17 protein-coding genes are annotated in these 17424 nt (G+C 67.4%); 16 read left to right on the plus strand and 1 reads right to left on the minus strand.

What is annotated here, in order from left to right; translation table 11 throughout:
- Positions 1-139 precede the first annotated feature (139 nt).
- From I8J34_RS01600 to I8J34_RS01615, 4 genes are all read left to right on the plus strand, one after another.
- Entirely contained in the window at positions 140-427 is a 288-nt protein-coding gene (locus I8J34_RS01600) for a sll1863 family stress response protein (protein WP_214359600.1), read from the plus strand.
- 128 nt (positions 428-555) lie between these two features.
- On the plus strand, positions 556-1047 hold the full coding sequence (locus I8J34_RS01605; RefSeq protein WP_214359601.1) for a sll1863 family stress response protein: 492 nt from the start codon (positions 556-558) through the stop codon (positions 1045-1047).
- 54 nt (positions 1048-1101) lie between these two features.
- The gene (locus I8J34_RS01610) at positions 1102-2412 is read left to right on the plus strand and encodes a Glu/Leu/Phe/Val family dehydrogenase (protein ID WP_214359602.1); all 1311 of its coding nucleotides are present in this window, start codon (positions 1102-1104) and stop codon (positions 2410-2412) included.
- A 250-nt stretch (positions 2413-2662) separates the two neighbouring features.
- Positions 2663-3256 carry an FxDxF family PEP-CTERM protein gene (locus I8J34_RS01615; RefSeq protein WP_214359603.1) on the plus strand — a complete coding sequence of 198 codons (594 nt, stop codon included), beginning with the start codon at positions 2663-2665 and terminating at the stop codon, positions 3254-3256.
- 33 nt (positions 3257-3289) lie between these two features.
- Here the strand turns inward: I8J34_RS01615 and I8J34_RS01620 are convergent, their stop codons facing one another.
- Positions 3290-4228, minus strand: coding sequence for a LysR family transcriptional regulator (locus I8J34_RS01620; RefSeq protein ID WP_214359604.1), 939 nt, complete (start codon positions 4226-4228; stop codon positions 3290-3292).
- Positions 4229-4319: 91 nt separating this feature from the next.
- Here I8J34_RS01620 and I8J34_RS01625 point away from each other — a divergent pair, with 91 nt between their 5' ends.
- The 12 genes from I8J34_RS01625 to I8J34_RS01680 form a co-directional block, all read left to right on the plus strand.
- Positions 4320-5780 carry a form I ribulose bisphosphate carboxylase large subunit gene (locus I8J34_RS01625; RefSeq protein WP_214359605.1) on the plus strand — a complete coding sequence of 487 codons (1461 nt, stop codon included), beginning with the start codon at positions 4320-4322 and terminating at the stop codon, positions 5778-5780.
- 109 nt (positions 5781-5889) lie between these two features.
- On the plus strand, positions 5890-6315 hold the full coding sequence (locus tag I8J34_RS01630; protein WP_214359606.1) for a ribulose bisphosphate carboxylase small subunit: 426 nt from the start codon (positions 5890-5892) through the stop codon (positions 6313-6315).
- 88 nt (positions 6316-6403) lie between these two features.
- Positions 6404-7378 (plus strand): CbbX protein, encoded by a 975-nt coding sequence (gene cbbX, locus I8J34_RS01635; RefSeq protein ID WP_214359607.1) that lies wholly within the window; start codon positions 6404-6406, stop codon positions 7376-7378.
- 63 nt (positions 7379-7441) lie between these two features.
- The gene (locus tag I8J34_RS01640; protein WP_214359608.1) at positions 7442-8518 is read left to right on the plus strand and encodes a class 1 fructose-bisphosphatase; all 1077 of its coding nucleotides are present in this window, start codon (positions 7442-7444) and stop codon (positions 8516-8518) included.
- A gap of 139 nt (positions 8519-8657) precedes the next feature.
- Positions 8658-9533, plus strand: a complete 876-nt coding sequence (locus I8J34_RS01645) for a phosphoribulokinase (protein ID WP_214359609.1) — start codon at positions 8658-8660, stop codon at positions 9531-9533.
- 203 nt (positions 9534-9736) lie between these two features.
- Positions 9737-11773, plus strand: coding sequence for a transketolase (gene tkt / locus I8J34_RS01650; RefSeq protein ID WP_214359610.1), 2037 nt, complete (start codon positions 9737-9739; stop codon positions 11771-11773).
- Between the two features lie 138 nt (positions 11774-11911).
- The gene (gene gap, locus I8J34_RS01655) at positions 11912-12925 is read left to right on the plus strand and encodes a type I glyceraldehyde-3-phosphate dehydrogenase (protein WP_214359611.1); all 1014 of its coding nucleotides are present in this window, start codon (positions 11912-11914) and stop codon (positions 12923-12925) included.
- Positions 12922-14139 carry a phosphoglycerate kinase gene (locus I8J34_RS01660; RefSeq protein WP_214359612.1) on the plus strand — a complete coding sequence of 406 codons (1218 nt, stop codon included), beginning with the start codon at positions 12922-12924 and terminating at the stop codon, positions 14137-14139. Before gap ends, I8J34_RS01660 begins: the two co-directional genes overlap by 4 nt.
- Positions 14140-14313: 174 nt before the next feature.
- Complete coding sequence (gene fba / locus I8J34_RS01665) at positions 14314-15357, plus strand: class II fructose-bisphosphate aldolase (RefSeq protein WP_214359613.1); 1044 nt, start codon at positions 14314-14316, stop codon at positions 15355-15357.
- Positions 15358-15682: 325 nt separating this feature from the next.
- Entirely contained in the window at positions 15683-16627 is a 945-nt protein-coding gene (locus I8J34_RS01670; RefSeq protein ID WP_214359614.1) for a hypothetical protein, read from the plus strand.
- The gene (locus I8J34_RS01675) at positions 16624-16968 is read left to right on the plus strand and encodes a hypothetical protein (protein ID WP_214359615.1); all 345 of its coding nucleotides are present in this window, start codon (positions 16624-16626) and stop codon (positions 16966-16968) included. The genes I8J34_RS01670 and I8J34_RS01675 overlap by 4 nt, the downstream gene beginning before the upstream one ends.
- A gap of 13 nt (positions 16969-16981) precedes the next feature.
- Positions 16982-17424: transposase (locus tag I8J34_RS01680; protein ID WP_214359616.1), on the plus strand; the 443-nt coding region annotated here is incomplete at its 3' end.

Below are 17424 nucleotides of genomic sequence, written 5' to 3' on the forward strand. Positions count from 1 at the left end.
CCCTGACACGTGACCCGTGGCGGACGGCATATCTATGTCATTTGACGAGCGTTGTCCGGCAGCCCGCCGAGGTCATGTCGTCGAACGTCTGACATGCCCGTCACCGATCATTTCAATCACGAAAGAACGGAGGATCAGCATGAGCATGAAAGCGGCTTACGAAAAGAAACTCAGGGCCCATCTGGACGAGTGGAACGCCGAGATCGACAAGCTCAAGGCCAAGGCCGAGCGCGCCGAGGCGGATGCCCAGCTGCAGTACAACGAAGAAATCGCCAAGCTGCAATCGATGCGCGACGGCGCCGCCGCCAAGCTGGCCGAGCTTGAAGCGGCCGGCGACGATGCTTGGGAGGATCTGAAAGCCGGCATCGAAAACGCTTGGGATTCGATGGCCGTGGCGGTCAAGTCGGCCACCTCGCGATTCAAGTGATCGCGCGTCCAACCACGGCGTGCCCACCGAGGCCGCCCGCGTCGCCTCTTTGACGCCGTGTCACGCCTTGCGCGTGGCCGTGCCCGGTGGGCCGACACACCGACAACCAACACGCACAGGAGGTCCCCATGAAGCTCGCCAAACGCTTCTTCATGCCACTGCCGCCGGTCTTGCTGGCCATCGCGCTGGGCGTCGGCCAGCCCACCCTGGCCGCCAACCCGCCCGCGGACGACAAGGCCTCGGTGGAGCGCATCAGCCAGGAGTCCGAAGACCTGATGAAGGCGCTCAAGGCCTATACCGTCAAGCAGCGCGACGAAGCGCTCGAGAAGAGCCAGGCCGCGCTGGACGCGATCGACCGCCGCATCGAGGCCCTCGAAGCCCAGGTCGACCAGCGTTGGGACAAGATGGACCAGGCCGCCCGCGACAAGGCGCGCGCCAGCCTGAAAGCCCTGCGCGAACAGCGCCGCGAAGTGGCCACCTGGTTCGGCAGCATGCGCGACGGGTCGGTCGAGGCCTGGGAGGAAGTCAAGGACGGTTTCGCTGGCGCCTACCAGGCACTGCAGGATGCCTGGAAGAACACCGAGAAGGATGTCGCCGCCGGTGACAAGAAAAAGCCCTGAGGCGTGAACCGCCCCCGGCGCGGCATGGCCGGGGACGCATGTGAGGAACATTCCATGACAGACCTTGCGCTGGACCAAGGGCCTCAGCTCACTGGCGCCCTGTCACGCCTCGACGAGGTTTTCTCCCATCTGGACGTCGCCGACGACGTGCGCGCCCGCCTGTCCCAGCCCCGGCTGGCGCTGCAGGTGGCGGTGCCGCTGCGCATGGACGACGGCCGGCTGCAAGTCTTCACCGGTTGGCGGGTGCAGTTCGCCACCCTGCGCGGCCCGGCCAAGGGCGGGGTGCGCTTTCACCCGGCGGTGTGCCAGGACGAAGTGGCCACCCTGAGCTTCTGGATGGCCATCAAATGCGCCATTGCGGACCTGCCCTTCGGCGGCGGCAAGGGCGGCGTGCGGGTGGACCCGAAGCAATTGTCGCGCGGCGAGTTGGAGCGCCTCTCCCGCAATTACATGCGCGCCGTGGAGGACGTGGTCGGCCCCGCCCGGGACATCCTCGCGCCGGACGTCAACACCAACCCCACCATCATGGGCTGGATGGCCGACGAGTACGACACCCTCCAGCGCGAACACGCGCCCGCTGCCATCACCGGCAAACCGCTCGAACTGGGCGGCTCGCCCGGGCGCCTCGAAGCCACCGGGCGCGGCGCACTGCAGGTGCTCGACCTGTGGGTCAAGCGCCAGGAACTCGACCCGGCCAAGCTGCGCGTGGCGGTCCAGGGCTTCGGCAACGCGGGCTATCACTTCGCCCGCCTGGCGCATGAGGCCGGCTACCGGATCGTCGCCGTGTCCGATTCACAAGGCGCCATTCACCGCCCCGAGGGCCTCGACCCCGAAGCGATCTGGCGGCACAAGCACGAGAGCCGCGAGCGCAAGGGGCTGGTGTATTGCGAGACCTCGGCCAGTTGCGAGGCCGACGGCATCGAGGCGATCAGCAACGCCGATCTGCTCGCGCTCGATGTCGACGTGCTGGTGCTGGCGGCCCTGGAAGACCAGATCGATACCGACAACGCCGCCGACGTACGCGCCGACCTGATCCTCGAAATCGCCAACGGGCCGGTCACCTGCGAGGCCGAAGCGATCCTGGAAAAAGCCGGCATCGCGGTGTTGCCCGACGTGCTGGCCAATGCCGGCGGCGTGATCGTGAGCTACTACGAATGGATCCAGAACCGCAGCGGCGACCACTGGGACGAGCACACGGTCAACCAGCGCCTGGCCGATCGCCTCACGCGCGAGGCCACCGCCGTCATGGATCTGGCACAGCAGGACGGCGTCTCGCTGCGCAGCGCAGCCTACCGGCATGGCGTCGGCCGCATTGCCGCCGCCCAGGCCCAGCGCGGCACCTGCCGCGACTTCTCGGCCCCCTGATCGGCGCCACCAGCGCGCCGGCCTGCAACGCCGCCTGGAGTCCCGGTGCTGTTGCGCCTGGCCGGGAAGGCGCGCGCCTAGCGGCTCAGCCTGCGCGCGCACGGACCACGCGCCGGCGGCCGTTCCCCTGCATGGAAAATGTCACAGACCTACGACAAAAGGATTCTGCGCCGGCCAGACTGTGTTAACTTGCGGGCCATGACTCGGGCCGACACGGCGCCTGAGGCCGACCCATCGACCGGAACCCCCCATGCGCTCCACCTCCCTCGTTCGTCATACGCCGCGCGCCGCCGTCAAAACCCTCGCCCTGCTGCTGGGCGCCCTCGCCGCCACCGGCGCGTCGGCCGCCAACATCGACCAGGCGCTGAGCTTCTCGACCGCCGCCTCGGGCGACTGGACTGCCCAGGTGCTGGGCGGCCATCCCAAGGCCGACGGCAGCTTCATCGACCGCTACTACTTCAGCCTGCCGGCCTCGGCCGCCGGCAGCGTGTTGTCGGCCCATGCCGAAGTCTTCATCCCGTCGCCGGCCACCACGGCGCATTTCGATCTGCAGTCGCTGTCGATGAGCCTGTGGCTCGACGCCGACCAGTCCGGCTCGCTGACCGGCGGCGATCTGCTCAGTCAGGCTTTCGGCAGCGGCCGGACCATCGACGGCAGCATCGCCCTGGCGCAGGGCGCGTATTTCCTCGAAGTGAGCGGCACGGTGTCGAGCACGGCGCGCGTGGGTGGCGCGTATATGCTGAACCTCAGCATGCCGGTCGCCGCCGTGCCCGAGCCGGGCCAGTATGCCATGCTGCTGGCCGGCCTCGGCCTCGTCGCCCTCATCAGCCACCGCCGCCGCTGACACCCGGCCGCCGGCGCCCTGCCGCGCGGCCCCTCACCCCCGATCGGCGCTCGCCCCGGCGCTGGCACCGATCAGATCCACCCCCTCGCTCTGCAGAAAGTTCATCAGCGTCGTCACCGCCAGGCTCAACGGCTGGTCGTTGCGCACCACGATGTTCCATTCGCGCTCGACCGGGGTGTCCTGCACGTCGAGGCGCACCAGATGCCCGGCGGCCTCTTCCATGCTGAAGGTGTGATGCGACAGAAAGGCGATGCCCATGCCGGCCATCGCCGCCTGCTTGAGCGTCTCGTTGCTGCCCAGCTCATCGGCGCGCAGGGCATTGACGCCATGGCGCTTGAGGTAGCGCTCGATATGGTCGCGCGTGCCCGAGCCGCGCTCGCGTAGCAACAGGCGCTCTTCGGTGAGGCTGGCCGGCGGGATGTTGCGCTTGTGCGCCAGCGGATGGTCGGGCGCGGCCACGAAGCTGAGCAGATGCGGCGCGAAGGGGATGCGCCGCACCGCCATGTTGGAAGGCGGCTTGCCCATGATGGCCACCGCGGCGCGGCGCTCGTCGAGCATGGTGTACACCTCGGCGCGGTTCACCACCGACAGGCGAAAGCGGATGTCCGGGTAGCGCCTACCGAATTCGGCGAGCAGGCGCGGCACGAAGTATTCGGCGGTGGTGATCGCCACGATGTCGATGGTGCCCGCCGCCACCCCGCGCCCGGCGAGGATCTCGATGCCCGCCAGCTCGATCGCCGACAGCGCCTCCTTGGCCCGCCGCACCAGCGTCTCGCCGGCCAGCGTCAGGCGGATCTCGCGGCGCCCGTCCACCAACACCTCGCCGACGATGGCTTCGAGTTCGCGCAGCTGCATGGACACCGCCGGCTGGGTGATGTGCAGGCGCCGCGCGGCCAGCGTGAAGCTGCCGGTATCGGCCACCGCCACCAGGGCACGCAACTGCTTGAGGCTGACCCGCTGCTCCAGTTTCATCAGAAACTCTTATCTCAAATCTAAGAATTTAAGATTCGACCTTATACATCACCGCCCGTATTGTCGAGCCATCACATCGAGGAGACGACACATGGGTGCCAACGAACACGTCGCGATCGACGCCAAGAAACGCTACCAGGCCGGGGTGCTCAAGTACGCGCAGATGGGCTACTGGGATCCGGACTACGAGGTCAAGGACACCGACGTGCTGGCGGTGTTTCGCATCACACCGCAGGAAGGGGTCGACCCGATCGAAGCGGCCGCCGCGGTGGCCGGCGAGTCTTCCACCGCCACCTGGACGGTGGTGTGGACCGACCGCCTCACCGCCTGCGACAAGTACCGCGCCAAGGCTTACCGCATCGACCCGGTGCCGGGGCAGGCGGGGCAGTACTTCTGCCAGGTGGCCTACGACCTCGACCTGTTCGAGGAAGGCTCCATCGCCAACCTCACCGCCTCGATCATCGGCAACGTGTTCAGCTTCAAGCCGCTGCTCGCCTGCCGGCTCGAAGACATGCGCCTGCCGGTGGCCTATGTGAAGACCTTCCGCGGCCCGCCGACCGGCATCGTGGTCGAGCGCGAACGGCTCGACAAGTTCGGCCGCCCGCTGCTCGGCGCCACCATGAAGCCCAAGCTCGGCCTGTCCGGCAAGAACTACGGCCGCGTGGTGTACGAAGCGCTCACCGGCGGGCTGGACTTCACCAAGGACGACGAGAACATCAACTCGCAGAACTTCATGCACTGGCGCGACCGCTTCCTCTACTGCATGGAGGGCGTCAATCAGGCCGCCGCGCAGACCGGCGAGATCAAGGGCCACTACCTGAACATCACCGCCGGCACCATGGAGGAGATGGTCAAGCGCGCCGAGTTCGCCCGCGACCTGGGCTCGTGCATCGTGATGGTGGATCTCATCGTCGGCTGGACGGCGATCCAGTCGATCAGCCACTGGTGCCGCGAGAACGACATGATCCTGCACATGCACCGCGCCGGCCACGGCACCTACACCCGGCAGAAGAACCACGGCGTGAGCTTCCGTGTGATCGCCAAATGGCTGCGCCTGGCCGGGGTCGACCACCTGCATGCCGGCACCGCCGTGGGCAAGCTCGAAGGCGACCCGATGACCGTGCAAGGCTTCTACAACGTGTGCCGCGACACCGTCACCCGCCAAGACCTGCCGCGCGGGCTGTTCTTCGACCAGGACTGGGCGGGCATCAAGCGTGTCATGCCGGTCGCCTCGGGCGGCATCCATGCCGGCCAGATGCACCAACTGCTCGACCTCTTCGGCGACGAGGTGGTGCTGCAGTTCGGTGGCGGCACCATCGGCCACCCGATGGGCATCCAGGCCGGCGCCCAGGCCAACCGCGTGGCGCTCGAAGCCATGGTGCTGGCGCGCAACGAAGGGCGCGACATCGTCAACGAAGGGCCGGACATCCTCAAGGCCGCCGCCGAGCACTGCCGCCCGCTGCGCGCCGCGCTCGATACCTGGGGCGAGGTCACGTTCGATTACACGTCGACGGATACCTCGGACTTCGTGGCTACGCCGACGGCGGCGTGACGGCGTCATTGGTTATTGGTGATGGGGTGATTCGTCAATGGCGGGCGCTACGCGCCCGGAGGCACCCCACCAATAACCCATCACCAATCACAAATCACGGAGACTCACCATGCGACTCACCCAAGGCGCCTTTTCCTTCCTGCCCGACCTCACCGACACCCAGATCGCCGCGCAGATCGAGTACTGCCTGCGCAAGCAGTGGGCGGTGGCCATCGAATTCACCGACGACCCGCACCCGCGCAACACCTACTGGTCGATGTGGGGCCACCCGATGTTCGACCTCGCCGACGCCGCCGGCGCCATGCAGGCGCTGCGCGAATGCCGCGAGGCGCAGCCCGGGCACTACATCCGCATCAACGCCTTCGACTCGACCCCCGGCTGGGAGTCGGTGCGCCTGTCCTTCATCGTCGGCCGCCCGGCGGTCGAGCCCGGCTTCCGCCTGGTGCGGCGCGAAGGCCCCGGCCGCACGCTGCACTACACGCTGGAGAGCTACGCCGTCGGCCGCCAGCCCGAGGGCGAACGCTACGCGACGTAGGGGGTTCAACCCGCCAACGACATAGCCAGGGAGATGGCGGGTTGACACCCGCCCTACGCCTGCCGACGAAGACGCACCGGAGACCAACATGACCCAGCCCCTCGCCGCCCCGACCGACACCATCGACCTGGCCGCCGAATACCGCGAGGCCGGCGTGGCCGACGTGCTCGACCGCCTCGACGCCGAGCTGGTCGGCCTGGCGCCGGTCAAGCGCCGGGTGCGCGAGATCGCCGCCCTGCTGCTGGTCGACCGCGTGCGCGAGCGCCTCGGCCTGGCCAGCACCCCGCCCTCGCTGCACATGTGCTTCACCGGCAACCCCGGCACCGGCAAGACCACGCTGGCGCTGCGCATGGCCGAGATCCTCCAGCGCCTCGGCTATGTGCGCAAAGGCCATGTGGTGGCGGTCACGCGCGACGATCTGGTCGGTCAGTTCATCGGCCACACCGCGCCCAAGACCAAGGACGTGCTCAAGCGCGCCATGGGCGGCGTGCTGTTCGTCGACGAGGCCTACTACCTGTTCCGCCCCGAGAATGAAAAGGACTACGGCCAGGAGGCCATCGAGATCCTGCTGCAAGTGATGGAAAACCAGCGCGACGACTTGGTGGTGATCCTCGCCGGCTACGCCGATCGCATGGACCGCTTTTTCGAGTCCAACCCCGGCATGAAGTCGCGCATCGCCCACCATGTCGAGTTCCCCGACTACAGCAACGCCGAGCTGGCCCAGATCGCCGAGCGCATGCTGGCCGACTGGAACTACCGCTTCGACGCCGCCGGCCGCGCCGCCTTCGACGACTACCTGCACCACCGCCGCGCCAAGCCGCACTTCGCCAACGCCCGCAGCGTGCGCAACGCGCTCGACCGCATGCGCCTGCGCCAGGCGCTGCGCCTGTTCGACGGCGCGACGCCGGTCGCCGCCGACGACTTGCAGATCCTCACCGCCGCCGACGTGCGCGCCAGCCGCCACTTCCACCCAACGCCGCCGACCCTGGTCGGCCAGGCCCCGCCGGAGGCGGACATCGACGCCTACGACCCCGACCGGATCCCGGAGCGCAGCGACTACTGATGGCCGGTTGAAACCCGCCAACACCCGGCCCGACGAACACCAAAAAAATGCGAGGAGACGCGCATGTTCAGCCTGGAACGCACCACGCTCACCGAGTACCTGATCTCGCAGCGGCGCAGCCATCCCGGCGCCACCGGCGAGTTCAACGCCCTGATCCTGCAGGTCGCCCAGGCCTGCAAGGCCATCTCGCGCGCGGTCGCGCACGGCGCGCTGGGCGGCGTGCTCGGCGCCCTCGAAGCCACCAACGTGCAGGGCGAAACCCAGCAGACGCTCGACGTGCTGGCCGACGACATCTTCCGCCGCGCCACCCACTGGGGCGGCGCCCTGGCCGGCATGCTGTCGGAAGAGAACGAAGCGCCCATCCCGATTCCCGAGGGCCACAAGCGCGGCAAGTACCTGCTGCTGTTCGACCCGCTCGACGGCTCGTCCAACATCGATGTGAACGTCTCGGTCGGCTCCATCTTCTCCATCCTGCGCAGCCCGCGCCCCGGCGAGGCCGCCACCGAGGCCGACTTCCTCCAGCCGGGCACGCGCCAGGTGGCCGCCGGCTATGCCATCTACGGCCCCTCGACGATGCTGGTGCTCACCGTCGGGCGCGGCGTGGCGGGCTTCACCTTCGACCCCGTCCTGGGCGAGTTCTTCCTCACCCGTGACGACATCCGCATTCCGCCGGCCACGCAGGAGTTCGCCATCAACGCCTCCAACTCGCGCTTCTGGGAGGCGCCGGTGGCGCGCTACGTGGCCGAATGCCTGGCCGGCAAGAGCGGCCCGCGCGGCAAGGACTTCAACATGCGCTGGGTCGCCTCCCTGGTGGCCGAAGCCCACCGCATCCTCACCCGCGGCGGCGTCTTCCTCTACCCGCGCGACCGCAAAGACCCCGGCAAGCCCGGCCGGCTGCGCCTGCTCTACGAGGCCAACCCCATCGGCTGGCTCATCGAGCAAGCCGGCGGCCGCGCCTCCACCGGCGTGCGCCCGGTGCTCGAAGTGGCGCCCGAATCGACGCACCAGCGCATCGGCTTCGTCTTCGGCTCGCGCGAAGAAGTCGAGCGCATCGAGCGCTACCACGCCGAACCGGTACTCGGCGGCGACCACCACGATGCACCGCTGTTCAACACCCGTGGCCTGTTCATGACGGCGTAGCGGGCAACGTAGCCCGGATGCAGCGCAGCGGAATCCGGGGCATCGGTGGCCCGACCACCACCGCTCCCGGATTCCGGCCTGCGGCCTCCATCCGGGCTACGCCCCACCCCCGATTTCCCATCCGCACGAGGGCAACACCATGTCCGACCGTCATCCCATCATTGCCATCACCGGCTCCTCCGGCGCCGGCACCAGCACCGTGCAGCGCACCTTCGAGGAAATCTTCCGTCGCGAGGGCGTCACCGCCGCCACCATCGAGGGCGACAGCTTCCATGCCTTCGACCGCCTGCAGATGCGCGAAAAGATGGCCGAGCACGAAGCCGGCGGCGAAAACCGCCTGTCGCACTTCGGCCCCGAGGCCAACCTCTTCGGCGAGCTGGAAAACCTCTTCCGTCACTACAGCGAATGCGGCCGCGGCCAGCGGCGCAAATACCTGCACAACGCCGAAGAAGCCGCCCCCTACAAGCAAGACCCGGGCACCTTCACCCCGTGGGAAGACCTGCCCACCGGCACCGACCTGCTGTTCTACGAAGGGCTGCATGGCGCGGTGGCCGACGGCGAGATCGACGTGGCGCGCTTTGTCGACCTGCTCATCGGCGTGGTGCCGGTGGTGAACCTGGAGTGGATCCAGAAGCTGCACCGCGACAAGTCCATGCGCGGCTACAGCACCGAGGCGGTCACCGACACCATCCTGCGGCGCATGCACGACTACGTGCACTACATCGTCCCGCAGTTCGCCCGCACCCATGTGAACTTCCAGCGGGTGCCGATGGTGGACACCTCCAACCCCTTCATCGCCCGCGCCATCCCCACCGCCGACGAATCGATGGTGGTGATCCGCTTCGCCAACCCCAAGGGCATCGACTTCCCCTACCTGCTGAACATGGTGCACGACAGCTTCATGAGCCGCGCCAACACCATCGTGGTGCCGGGCGGAAAGATGGAGCTGGCCATGCAGCTGATCTTCACCCCCTTCGTGTGGCGGCTGATGGAGCGGCGGAGGCAGTTGCTGTGACCGCGCATGGCATCGCATCGCCCGTAGCTTGGGCTGACGAAGGAAGCCCAAGGTGGAGCGTGCCGATGCGCAACGCCGTTTGTTGGGCTTCGCTGCGCTCAATCCAAGCTACGCCGTCCCCCTTCGCAGCGCGGGTTTCAACCCGCCAACACCGCATCGTCATGCCAACGGCGGGTTGAAACTCGCCACTTCGGAGACCGCTCATGACCGCCCGCCTCGCCACCGCCGCCCTCGACACCCTGCGCGCCAACGCGCTGCGCTTTCTGGCCATCGACGCCGTCGAGGCCGCCCGCTCGGGCCACCCCGGCATGCCGATGGGCATGGCCGAGATCGCCGTCGCGCTGTGGACGCGCCATCTCAAGCACGACCCGGCCGACCCCGCCTGGGCCGACCGCGACCGCTTCGTGCTCTCCAACGGCCATGGCTCGATGCTGCTCTACGCCCTGCTCCACCTCACCGGCTACGACCTGCCGCTCGACGAACTCAAGCGCTTCCGCCAACTCGACAGCCGCTGCCCCGGCCACCCCGAGGTCGGCCACACGCCCGGCGTCGAGACCACCACCGGCCCGCTCGGCCAGGGCCTGGCCAACGCGGTGGGCATGGCGCTGGCCGAGAAGCGGCTGGCGGCCGAATTCAACCGGCCCGGCCACACCATCGTCGACCACCGCACCTGGGTCTTCCTCGGCGACGGCTGCCTGATGGAAGGCATCAGCCACGAGGCCGCCAGCTTTGCCGGCGTGCAGCGCCTGTCCAAACTCATCTGCCTGTGGGACGACAACCGCATCTCCATCGACGGCGACGTGACCGGCTGGTTTGCCGACGACACCCCGGCACGCTTCCGCGCCTATGGCTGGAACGTGGTCGAGCGTATCGACGGCCATGATGTCGAGGCGGTGGACCGCGCCATCCGCGAGGCGCTGGCCAATGCCGACAACGACATCGGCCCCACCCTCATCTGCTGCCGCACCACAATCGGCCACGGCAGCCCGGCACGCGCCGGCACGGCCGGCGTGCATGGCGCGCCGCTGGGCGCCGACGAGCTCGCCGCCACCCGCGCCGCGCTCGACTGGCCGCATGCGCCCTTCCACGTGCCCGAGGAGATCCGCGAGAGCTTCGACGCCCGCGCCCGCGGCGCCCGCCAGCGGGCCGACTGGCAGGCCCGCTTCGCCGCCTGGCGCAGCGCCCACCCCGAGCTGGCCGCCGAGTTCCAGCGCCGCCAGCGCGGCGATCTGCCGGTGAGCTGGCCGAGCCTGAGCGCTGCCCTGCTGCGCCGCGCGCACAACGACGCCGCCAGCGTCGCCAGCCGCAAGGCCAGCCAGATCGCCATCGAACGCATCGCCCGCGCCCTGCCCGAGCTGCTCGGCGGCTCGGCCGACCTGACCCACTCCAACCTCACCGACTGGCCCGGCTGCGGTGCCCTGCACGCCGACCCCGAGGCCACGCGCCCCGGCCGCCACATCCACTGGGGCGTGCGCGAATTCGGCATGGCCGCCGCGCTCAACGGCATTGCGCTGCACGGCGGCCACCTGCCCTTCGGCGCCACCTTTCTGGTCTTCTCCGACTACGCCCGCAACGCCATCCGCATGAGCGCGCTGATGCGCCTGCGCGTGGTGTATGTGATGACGCATGACGCCATCCACCTCGGCGAAGACGGCCCCACTCACCAGCCGGTCGAGCACCTGCCCAGCCTGCGCCTGATCCCCGGCCTCGACGTGTGGCGCCCCTGCGACGCGGTCGAGACCCAGGCCGCGTGGAACGCCGCCGTCACCCGCGCCGACGGCCCCAGCCTGCTCGCCCTGTCGCGCCAGGCCCTGCCCCATCAAAACCGCAGCGACGCCCAGCTCGACGCCATCGCCCGCGGCGGCTATGTGCTGGCCGACGCCGACGCGCCCCAGCTGGCGATCCTCGCCACCGGCGCCGAAGTCGCGCTGGCCATGGCCGCGCGCGAGCGCCTGGCCGCCGACGGCATCGCCGCGCGCGTGGTGTCGATGCCCTGCACCAGCGTCTTCGACCGGCAGGACACCGCCTGGCGCAACGCCGTGCTACCGCCCGAGCTCCCCCGCCTCGCCGTCGAAGCCGCCCAGCCCGACCTGTGGTGGAAAACTCTCGCCGGCGCGCCGCGCAGCGCCGTGCTCGGCATCGACCGCTTCGGCGAATCCGCCCCCGCCGAGGCCCTGGCCGAACGCTTCGGCTTCACCGTCGAGGCGGTCGTGGCCGCGGCAACAGATCTCGTCACGTAGGGCGGAAAAGCGCAGCGCCTTCCGCCATCGCGGCAGCGTCTTCCGCCATCGCAGCTCACGCGAGGCATGGCGGATGACGCGCCTGCGGCGCTTATCCGCCCTACGCCCCCCCTGAATTCAAAACCACCGGAGACACCCATGACCATCCGCATCGCCATCAACGGTTTCGGCCGCATCGGCCGCAACGTGCTGCGCGCCTTCTACGAGGGCGGCAAGCGCCACCCGGTCGAGATCGTCGCCATCAACGACCTGGGCAACGCCGAGACCAACGCCCACCTCACCCGCCACGACAGCGTGCACGGCCGCTTCGGCCATGCGGTGGCAGTCGCCGACGGGCACCTAGTGGTCGACGACGACATGATCCATGTCAGCGCCGAGCGCGACCCGGCCAAACTGCCCTGGCGCGCGCTGGGGGTGGACGTGGTGCTCGAATGCACCGGCCTGTTCACCAGCAAGGCCAGCGCCGGCGCGCACCTGGCCGCCGGCGCCGGCAAGGTGCTGATCTCCGCCCCCGGCGCGGCGGACGTGGACGCCACCATCGTCTATGGCGTCAATCACCACACGCTGCGCGCCGCCCACCAGGTGGTGTCCAACGCCAGCTGCACCACCAACTGCCTGGCGCCGCTGGCCTGGGCGCTGCACGGCCCGCTCGGCATCGAGCGCGGGCTGATGACCACGGTGCACTCCTACACCAACGACCAGGTGCTCACCGACGTCTATCACACCGACCTGCGCCGCGCCCGCAGCGCTACGCAGTCGCTGATTCCCACCAAAACCGGCGCCGCCGCGGCCGTGGGGCTGGTGATACCCGAGCTGGCCGGCCGGCTCGACGGCTTCGCCATCCGCGTGCCCACGCCCAATGTGTCCTTTACCGACTTCACCTTCATCGCCCGCCGCGCCACCAGCGTCACCGAGGTGAACGACCTGGTGCGCGAAGCGGCCCACGGCCGGTTGGCCCGCATCCTCGCCATCAACGACGCGCCGCTGGTGAGCTGCGACTTCAACCACGACGCCCACTCCGCGATCTTCGACACCACGCTGACGCGCGTGGACGACACCCTGGTGAAAGTCACCGCCTGGTACGACAACGAATGGGGCTTTTCCAACCGCATGCTCGACACCACCGTGGCCATGATGGAGGCAGCGCAATGAACATCCTCAGACTCGAAGACCTCGCCCTGCGCGGCCAACGCGTGTTCATCCGCGCCGACCTCAACGTGCCCATGACGCCCCATGGCGAGGTGGCCGACGACACCCGCCTGCGCGCCGTGCTGCCCGGCATCCGCCACTGCCTGGCGGCCGGCGCAGCGGTGATGATCACCTCCCACCTGGGCCGCCCGGTCGAAGGCGCGCTCACCCATGCCGACTCGCTCGCCCCGGTCGCCGTGCGCCTGTCCGAACTGCTCGGCCAGCCCGTGCCGCTGCTCGGCGACTGGACGCACGGCAAGTTCCGCCTCGACCCCGGCGACATCGTGCTGCTCGAAAACTGCCGCGGCAATGTCGGCGAGCTGGCCGACGACGCCGCGCTGGCCGGGCGCATCGCGCGCTGGATCGACGTATATGTGAACGACGCCTTCGCCGCCGCCCACCGCACCCAGTGCACCACCCACGCGCTCGCCCTGGCAGCCCCCATCGCCTGCGCCGGCCCGCTGCTGTGCGCCGAGCTCGACACCCTCGGCCGCGCCCTGGCCCAGCCGGCCCGCCCGCTGGTGGCGGTGGTCGGCGGCTCGAAGGTGTCCACCAAGCTCACCGTGCTCGAACGCCTCGCCGACCGGGTCGACACCCTCATCGTCGGCGGCGGCATCGCCAACACCTTCATTGCCGCGCGCGGCCACGGCGTGGGCAGCTCGCTCTACGAGCCCGCCCTGCTCGACGCCGCCCGCCGCATCGCCGCGCGCATGGCCGAGCGCGGCACCCGCCTGTGGCTGCCCGAGGATGTCATCACCGCCACGCGCTGCGCCGCCGACGCCACGCCCCACATCCGCGCCACCGACGCCGTGCCGCCCGGCGAGATGATCCTCGACGTCGGCCCGGCCAGCGACGCGGCCATCGAAGCCATCATGCTCGGCGCCGGCACCATCGTCTGGAACGGCCCGCTCGGCGTCTTCGAGCTTGCGCCCTTCGCCGCCGGCACGCGTGCCCTGGCCGGCGCCATCGCTGCCAGCCCCGGCCACAGCATCGCCGGCGGCGGCGACACCCTGGCCGCCATCGCCGCCTTCGGCGTCACCGACGCCATCGACACCATCTCCACCGGCGGCGGCGCCTTCCTCGAGTTTCTCGAAGGCCGCGAACTGCCCGCCGTCGCCGCCCTCAAGGCCCGCGCCGGCGGTCGGCAACGCCGGCCGACAACGATGGCCACGGCGTAGGTTGGGTTGAGCGGAGCGAAGCCCAACGGGCGGTGTGCCCATCTCTGGCGTGGCTTGTTGGGCTTCGCGTTGCTCAACCCAACCTACGCCCCCAAAGGCGGGTTTCAACCCGCCACCCCACATCCCCAACCGGCGGGCACCAGCCTGCCAAAAATCAAAATCCGGAGACCTCCCATGCCCCTGATCGCCCTGCGCCAACTGCTCGACCACGCCGCCGAACACGGCTACGGCGTGCCCGCCTTCAACATCAACAACATGGAACAGATCCAGGCCATCATGGCCGCCGCCCACGCCACCGACAGCCCCGTCATCCTCCAGGCCAGCGCCGGCGCACGCGGCTACGCGGGCGAGGCCTACCTGCGCAAGATGGTCGAAGCCGCCGCCGAACAGCACCCCCACCTCCCCATCTGCCTGCACCAGGACCACGGCGCCAGCCCCGCCATCTGCCAGCAATCCATCCGCTCCGGCTTCACCAGCGTGATGATGGACGGCTCGCTGCGCGACGACATGAAAACCCCCACCAGCTACACCTACAACGTCGAAGTCACCCAAAAGGTGGTCGAAATGGCCCACGCCGTCGGCGTCAGCGTCGAAGGCGAGCTGGGCTGCCTCGGCTCGCTCGAAACCGGCCAGGCCGGCGAAGAAGACGGCGTGGGCGCCGAAGGCACACTGGCCCACGACCAGCTGCTCACCGACCCCGCCGAAGCCGCCGACTTCGTCGCCGCCACCGGCGTCGACGCGCTGGCGGTGGCTATCGGCACCAGCCACGGCGCCTACAAATTCACCCGCCCGCCCACCGGCGACATCCTCGCCATCGACCGCATCCGCGCCATCCACCAGCGCATCCCCGACACCCACCTGGTCATGCACGGCGCCTCCAGCGTCCCGCAGGAATGGCTCGCCATCTTCCGCGAATACGGCGGCGACATCGGCGAAACCTACGGCGTACCGGTCGAGACCATCGTCGAAGGCATCAAGAGCGGCGTGCGCAAGGTCAACATCGACACCGACCTGCGCCTCGCCATGAGCAGCGCCATCCGCCGCCTCGCCGTCGAAAACCCGCGCGAGTTCGATCCCCGCAAATTCTTCAAAGCCGCTCGCGACGCCGCCCGCCAGATCTGCGAGGCCCGATTTGAAGCCTTCGGCACGGCGGGGCATGCGAGCCGGATCCGGGTGGTGCCGTTGGAGGAGATGGCGAGGGGGTATGCGAGGCGGTAGGCGGGGGGTGGTTTCCGACGGTTCGCTGTCGCCCTGCCCGAGCATCAATCGACCCGCCTGTGTGGCGGGTTTTTCTTGGGGTGCGCTTGGTGGGGCGGTGTTGGTTGCATCGCATCGCGGCACTTGATGGCGGCGCTTGTCATCAGGAGAGATTTCGTATCCAATCCTTTCGGAATGCGATTTTTGGCGGGTCACCGTGCGTGCAGCGGAGAGGCTGAGTGTCATTTCAAGACTTGCCGCCACCGCTCGCTTCGCTCTCCGCTTCGCCCCCTTCGGAGGTGGTGCTCGATTCGAACGTTAGATTTGTCCGCATCGGAGACATTGAATGAAAGTACGGCTGTACGGGTTTGAGCTTGAGGCAGAGGCGAAATCTGTTTCGATCGAAAGCCTAATGACTTACTTTATCGACCGGAACGGGGAACCAGACAACTCCGGTTCGCTCGAGCGTAGGATCTTTGTCGATTCAACGACCAACAAGAATTATCACCTCGGCTTGGTTGTGACAGTCAAAGATCAAAAACGATTCTGCCGGCTTGAGGACAGCAGGGGGCAGATCCGGATAACTGTCGAAAATTTGACCGGCAGTGATAAGCTGATGGAATTCAATTTCTTTGTCCTTAACAGAAAAAACGGGCTCGGCCTCTATCAGCATTATCACCAGTCGTGCGGGTTGACCGTCTTCGGCGGTTACCTGGTGTCGCACTACAACGTCATCCGAGAACGACTGGCGAACAACGAAATCGACGAGGCAAGAAGACATGAGCCCTCTCTCTCCAAGAGCAAGGAGAGTGGAATTCGAAAGAAGCATCGGGGAAAGCTCATCTTCTCCCAGCTGGTTCGGAAGGACTCATTGGAAAAGATGCTTCTTGATTTCAAGAAGCTAAAAGCATTCGAGTATGAGCTTTCAGCCTTGGGAGCCGACGTAAGGGCGGGGATTCCGCTCGGGCAATACGTCAGAAAGTACCGCGAAAAGCTGACATTCGGGCGGACTTGGGGGGTTTCGGTTCTTGCTCCAGCGATTGCAAAGGCGGTGGGTGATTTGAACCCAACAAGTGGCAGAGTTCATGCCGTGAACGAACTTGATGAGGACGTCTCATTGAGAATTTTCAACATGCCGGACAATTTTGGCGAAGAGGACTTTGACGAGGTCGCTCTCAAGTTGCACAACCTTGACTTGAAGTCGTTTGCTACGCACAAAGTTGTCAATGAACTCGTGGCGCACTGCGAGTCAGACGAGCTTAGGCATATTTTCCAAGCAAATGTGAGATGAAATCCACTGCGCTTTGGCTATTAATCTTGTCTATTGCGATGTGTGTCGCGGGCTACGCTCTCGCACTGGGCGTATCGTGTAGTGCATTACAATCGCGCGTCCACTACTGCGAAGAGATAGCGAAATTCGCTAAATACTACGTTGAGAATATTCGAGGGCACCTGTTCGCTGGATTTCTTGCACTGGGCGGCTTCCTTTTATCCCTGAAGACCTTCATCGTTGTGACAATGAAGGAGAATGTCTACGATGATGAGAAATACATACAAAACTGGGAAGCGCAACGAAAACTAGATCCGCAGATGAGCCTGTCAGAAATTTTGTGTTTGAGGCATACCATGTGAGCAAGGAGCATGTATGCCAAGAAAGACCAGCAAGAAGAGCACTGCGGCGGCGCTGCCGTCCATCCCGAAAGAGCTGATCGATGGATTCGTCAGCGGACCGATGAGTGCCGAGGCGATCAATGCAGCCTCAATGGCGTTCAAGAAGGCGCTGATCGAGCGGGCACTGGGCGCCGAGATGAGCCATCACCTGGGCTATCCACCCGGCGCCGACAAGCCTGCAGAGGCGACCAACCATCGCAACGGGGCAAGCGCCAAGACGGTGCTGACCGAGGACGGTCCGCTGCGCATTGATGTGCCGCGCGACCGGCAGGGGCAGTTCGAACCGGTCCTCATCCCCAAGCACGAGCGGCGCTTTACCGGTTTCGACGACAAAATCATAGCCATGTACGCCCGCGGCATGACGATTCGCGAGATCCAGGGTTTCTTGATCGATCAGTACGGCACCGAGGTATCACC

Origin of the sequence: Denitromonas iodatirespirans (genome assembly GCF_018524365.1) — a bacterium.
GTDB classification, from domain to species: domain Bacteria; phylum Pseudomonadota; class Gammaproteobacteria; order Burkholderiales; family Rhodocyclaceae; genus Nitrogeniibacter; species Nitrogeniibacter iodatirespirans.

Bases quoted from the DNA above. Each gene is read 5' to 3' on its own strand.
- I8J34_RS01600 (WP_214359600.1), top strand. From the start codon at position 140: ATGAGCATGAAAGCGGCTTACGAAAAGAAACTCAGGGCCCATCTGGAC.
- I8J34_RS01605 (WP_214359601.1), top strand. From the start codon at position 556: ATGAAGCTCGCCAAACGCTTCTTCATGCCACTGCCGCCGGTCTTGCTG.
- I8J34_RS01610 (WP_214359602.1), top strand. From the start codon at position 1,102: ATGACAGACCTTGCGCTGGACCAAGGGCCTCAGCTCACTGGCGCCCTG.
- I8J34_RS01615 (WP_214359603.1), top strand. From the start codon at position 2,663: ATGCGCTCCACCTCCCTCGTTCGTCATACGCCGCGCGCCGCCGTCAAA.
- I8J34_RS01620 (WP_214359604.1), bottom strand. From the start codon at position 4,228: ATGAAACTGGAGCAGCGGGTCAGCCTCAAGCAGTTGCGTGCCCTGGTG.
- I8J34_RS01625 (WP_214359605.1), top strand. From the start codon at position 4,320: ATGGGTGCCAACGAACACGTCGCGATCGACGCCAAGAAACGCTACCAG.
- I8J34_RS01630 (WP_214359606.1), top strand. From the start codon at position 5,890: ATGCGACTCACCCAAGGCGCCTTTTCCTTCCTGCCCGACCTCACCGAC.
- cbbX (WP_214359607.1), top strand. From the start codon at position 6,404: ATGACCCAGCCCCTCGCCGCCCCGACCGACACCATCGACCTGGCCGCC.
- I8J34_RS01640 (WP_214359608.1), top strand. From the start codon at position 7,442: ATGTTCAGCCTGGAACGCACCACGCTCACCGAGTACCTGATCTCGCAG.
- I8J34_RS01645 (WP_214359609.1), top strand. From the start codon at position 8,658: ATGTCCGACCGTCATCCCATCATTGCCATCACCGGCTCCTCCGGCGCC.
- tkt (WP_214359610.1), top strand. From the start codon at position 9,737: ATGACCGCCCGCCTCGCCACCGCCGCCCTCGACACCCTGCGCGCCAAC.
- gap (WP_214359611.1), top strand. From the start codon at position 11,912: ATGACCATCCGCATCGCCATCAACGGTTTCGGCCGCATCGGCCGCAAC.
- I8J34_RS01660 (WP_214359612.1), top strand. From the start codon at position 12,922: ATGAACATCCTCAGACTCGAAGACCTCGCCCTGCGCGGCCAACGCGTG.
- fba (WP_214359613.1), top strand. From the start codon at position 14,314: ATGCCCCTGATCGCCCTGCGCCAACTGCTCGACCACGCCGCCGAACAC.
- I8J34_RS01670 (WP_214359614.1), top strand. From the start codon at position 15,683: ATGAAAGTACGGCTGTACGGGTTTGAGCTTGAGGCAGAGGCGAAATCT.
- I8J34_RS01675 (WP_214359615.1), top strand. From the start codon at position 16,624: ATGAAATCCACTGCGCTTTGGCTATTAATCTTGTCTATTGCGATGTGT.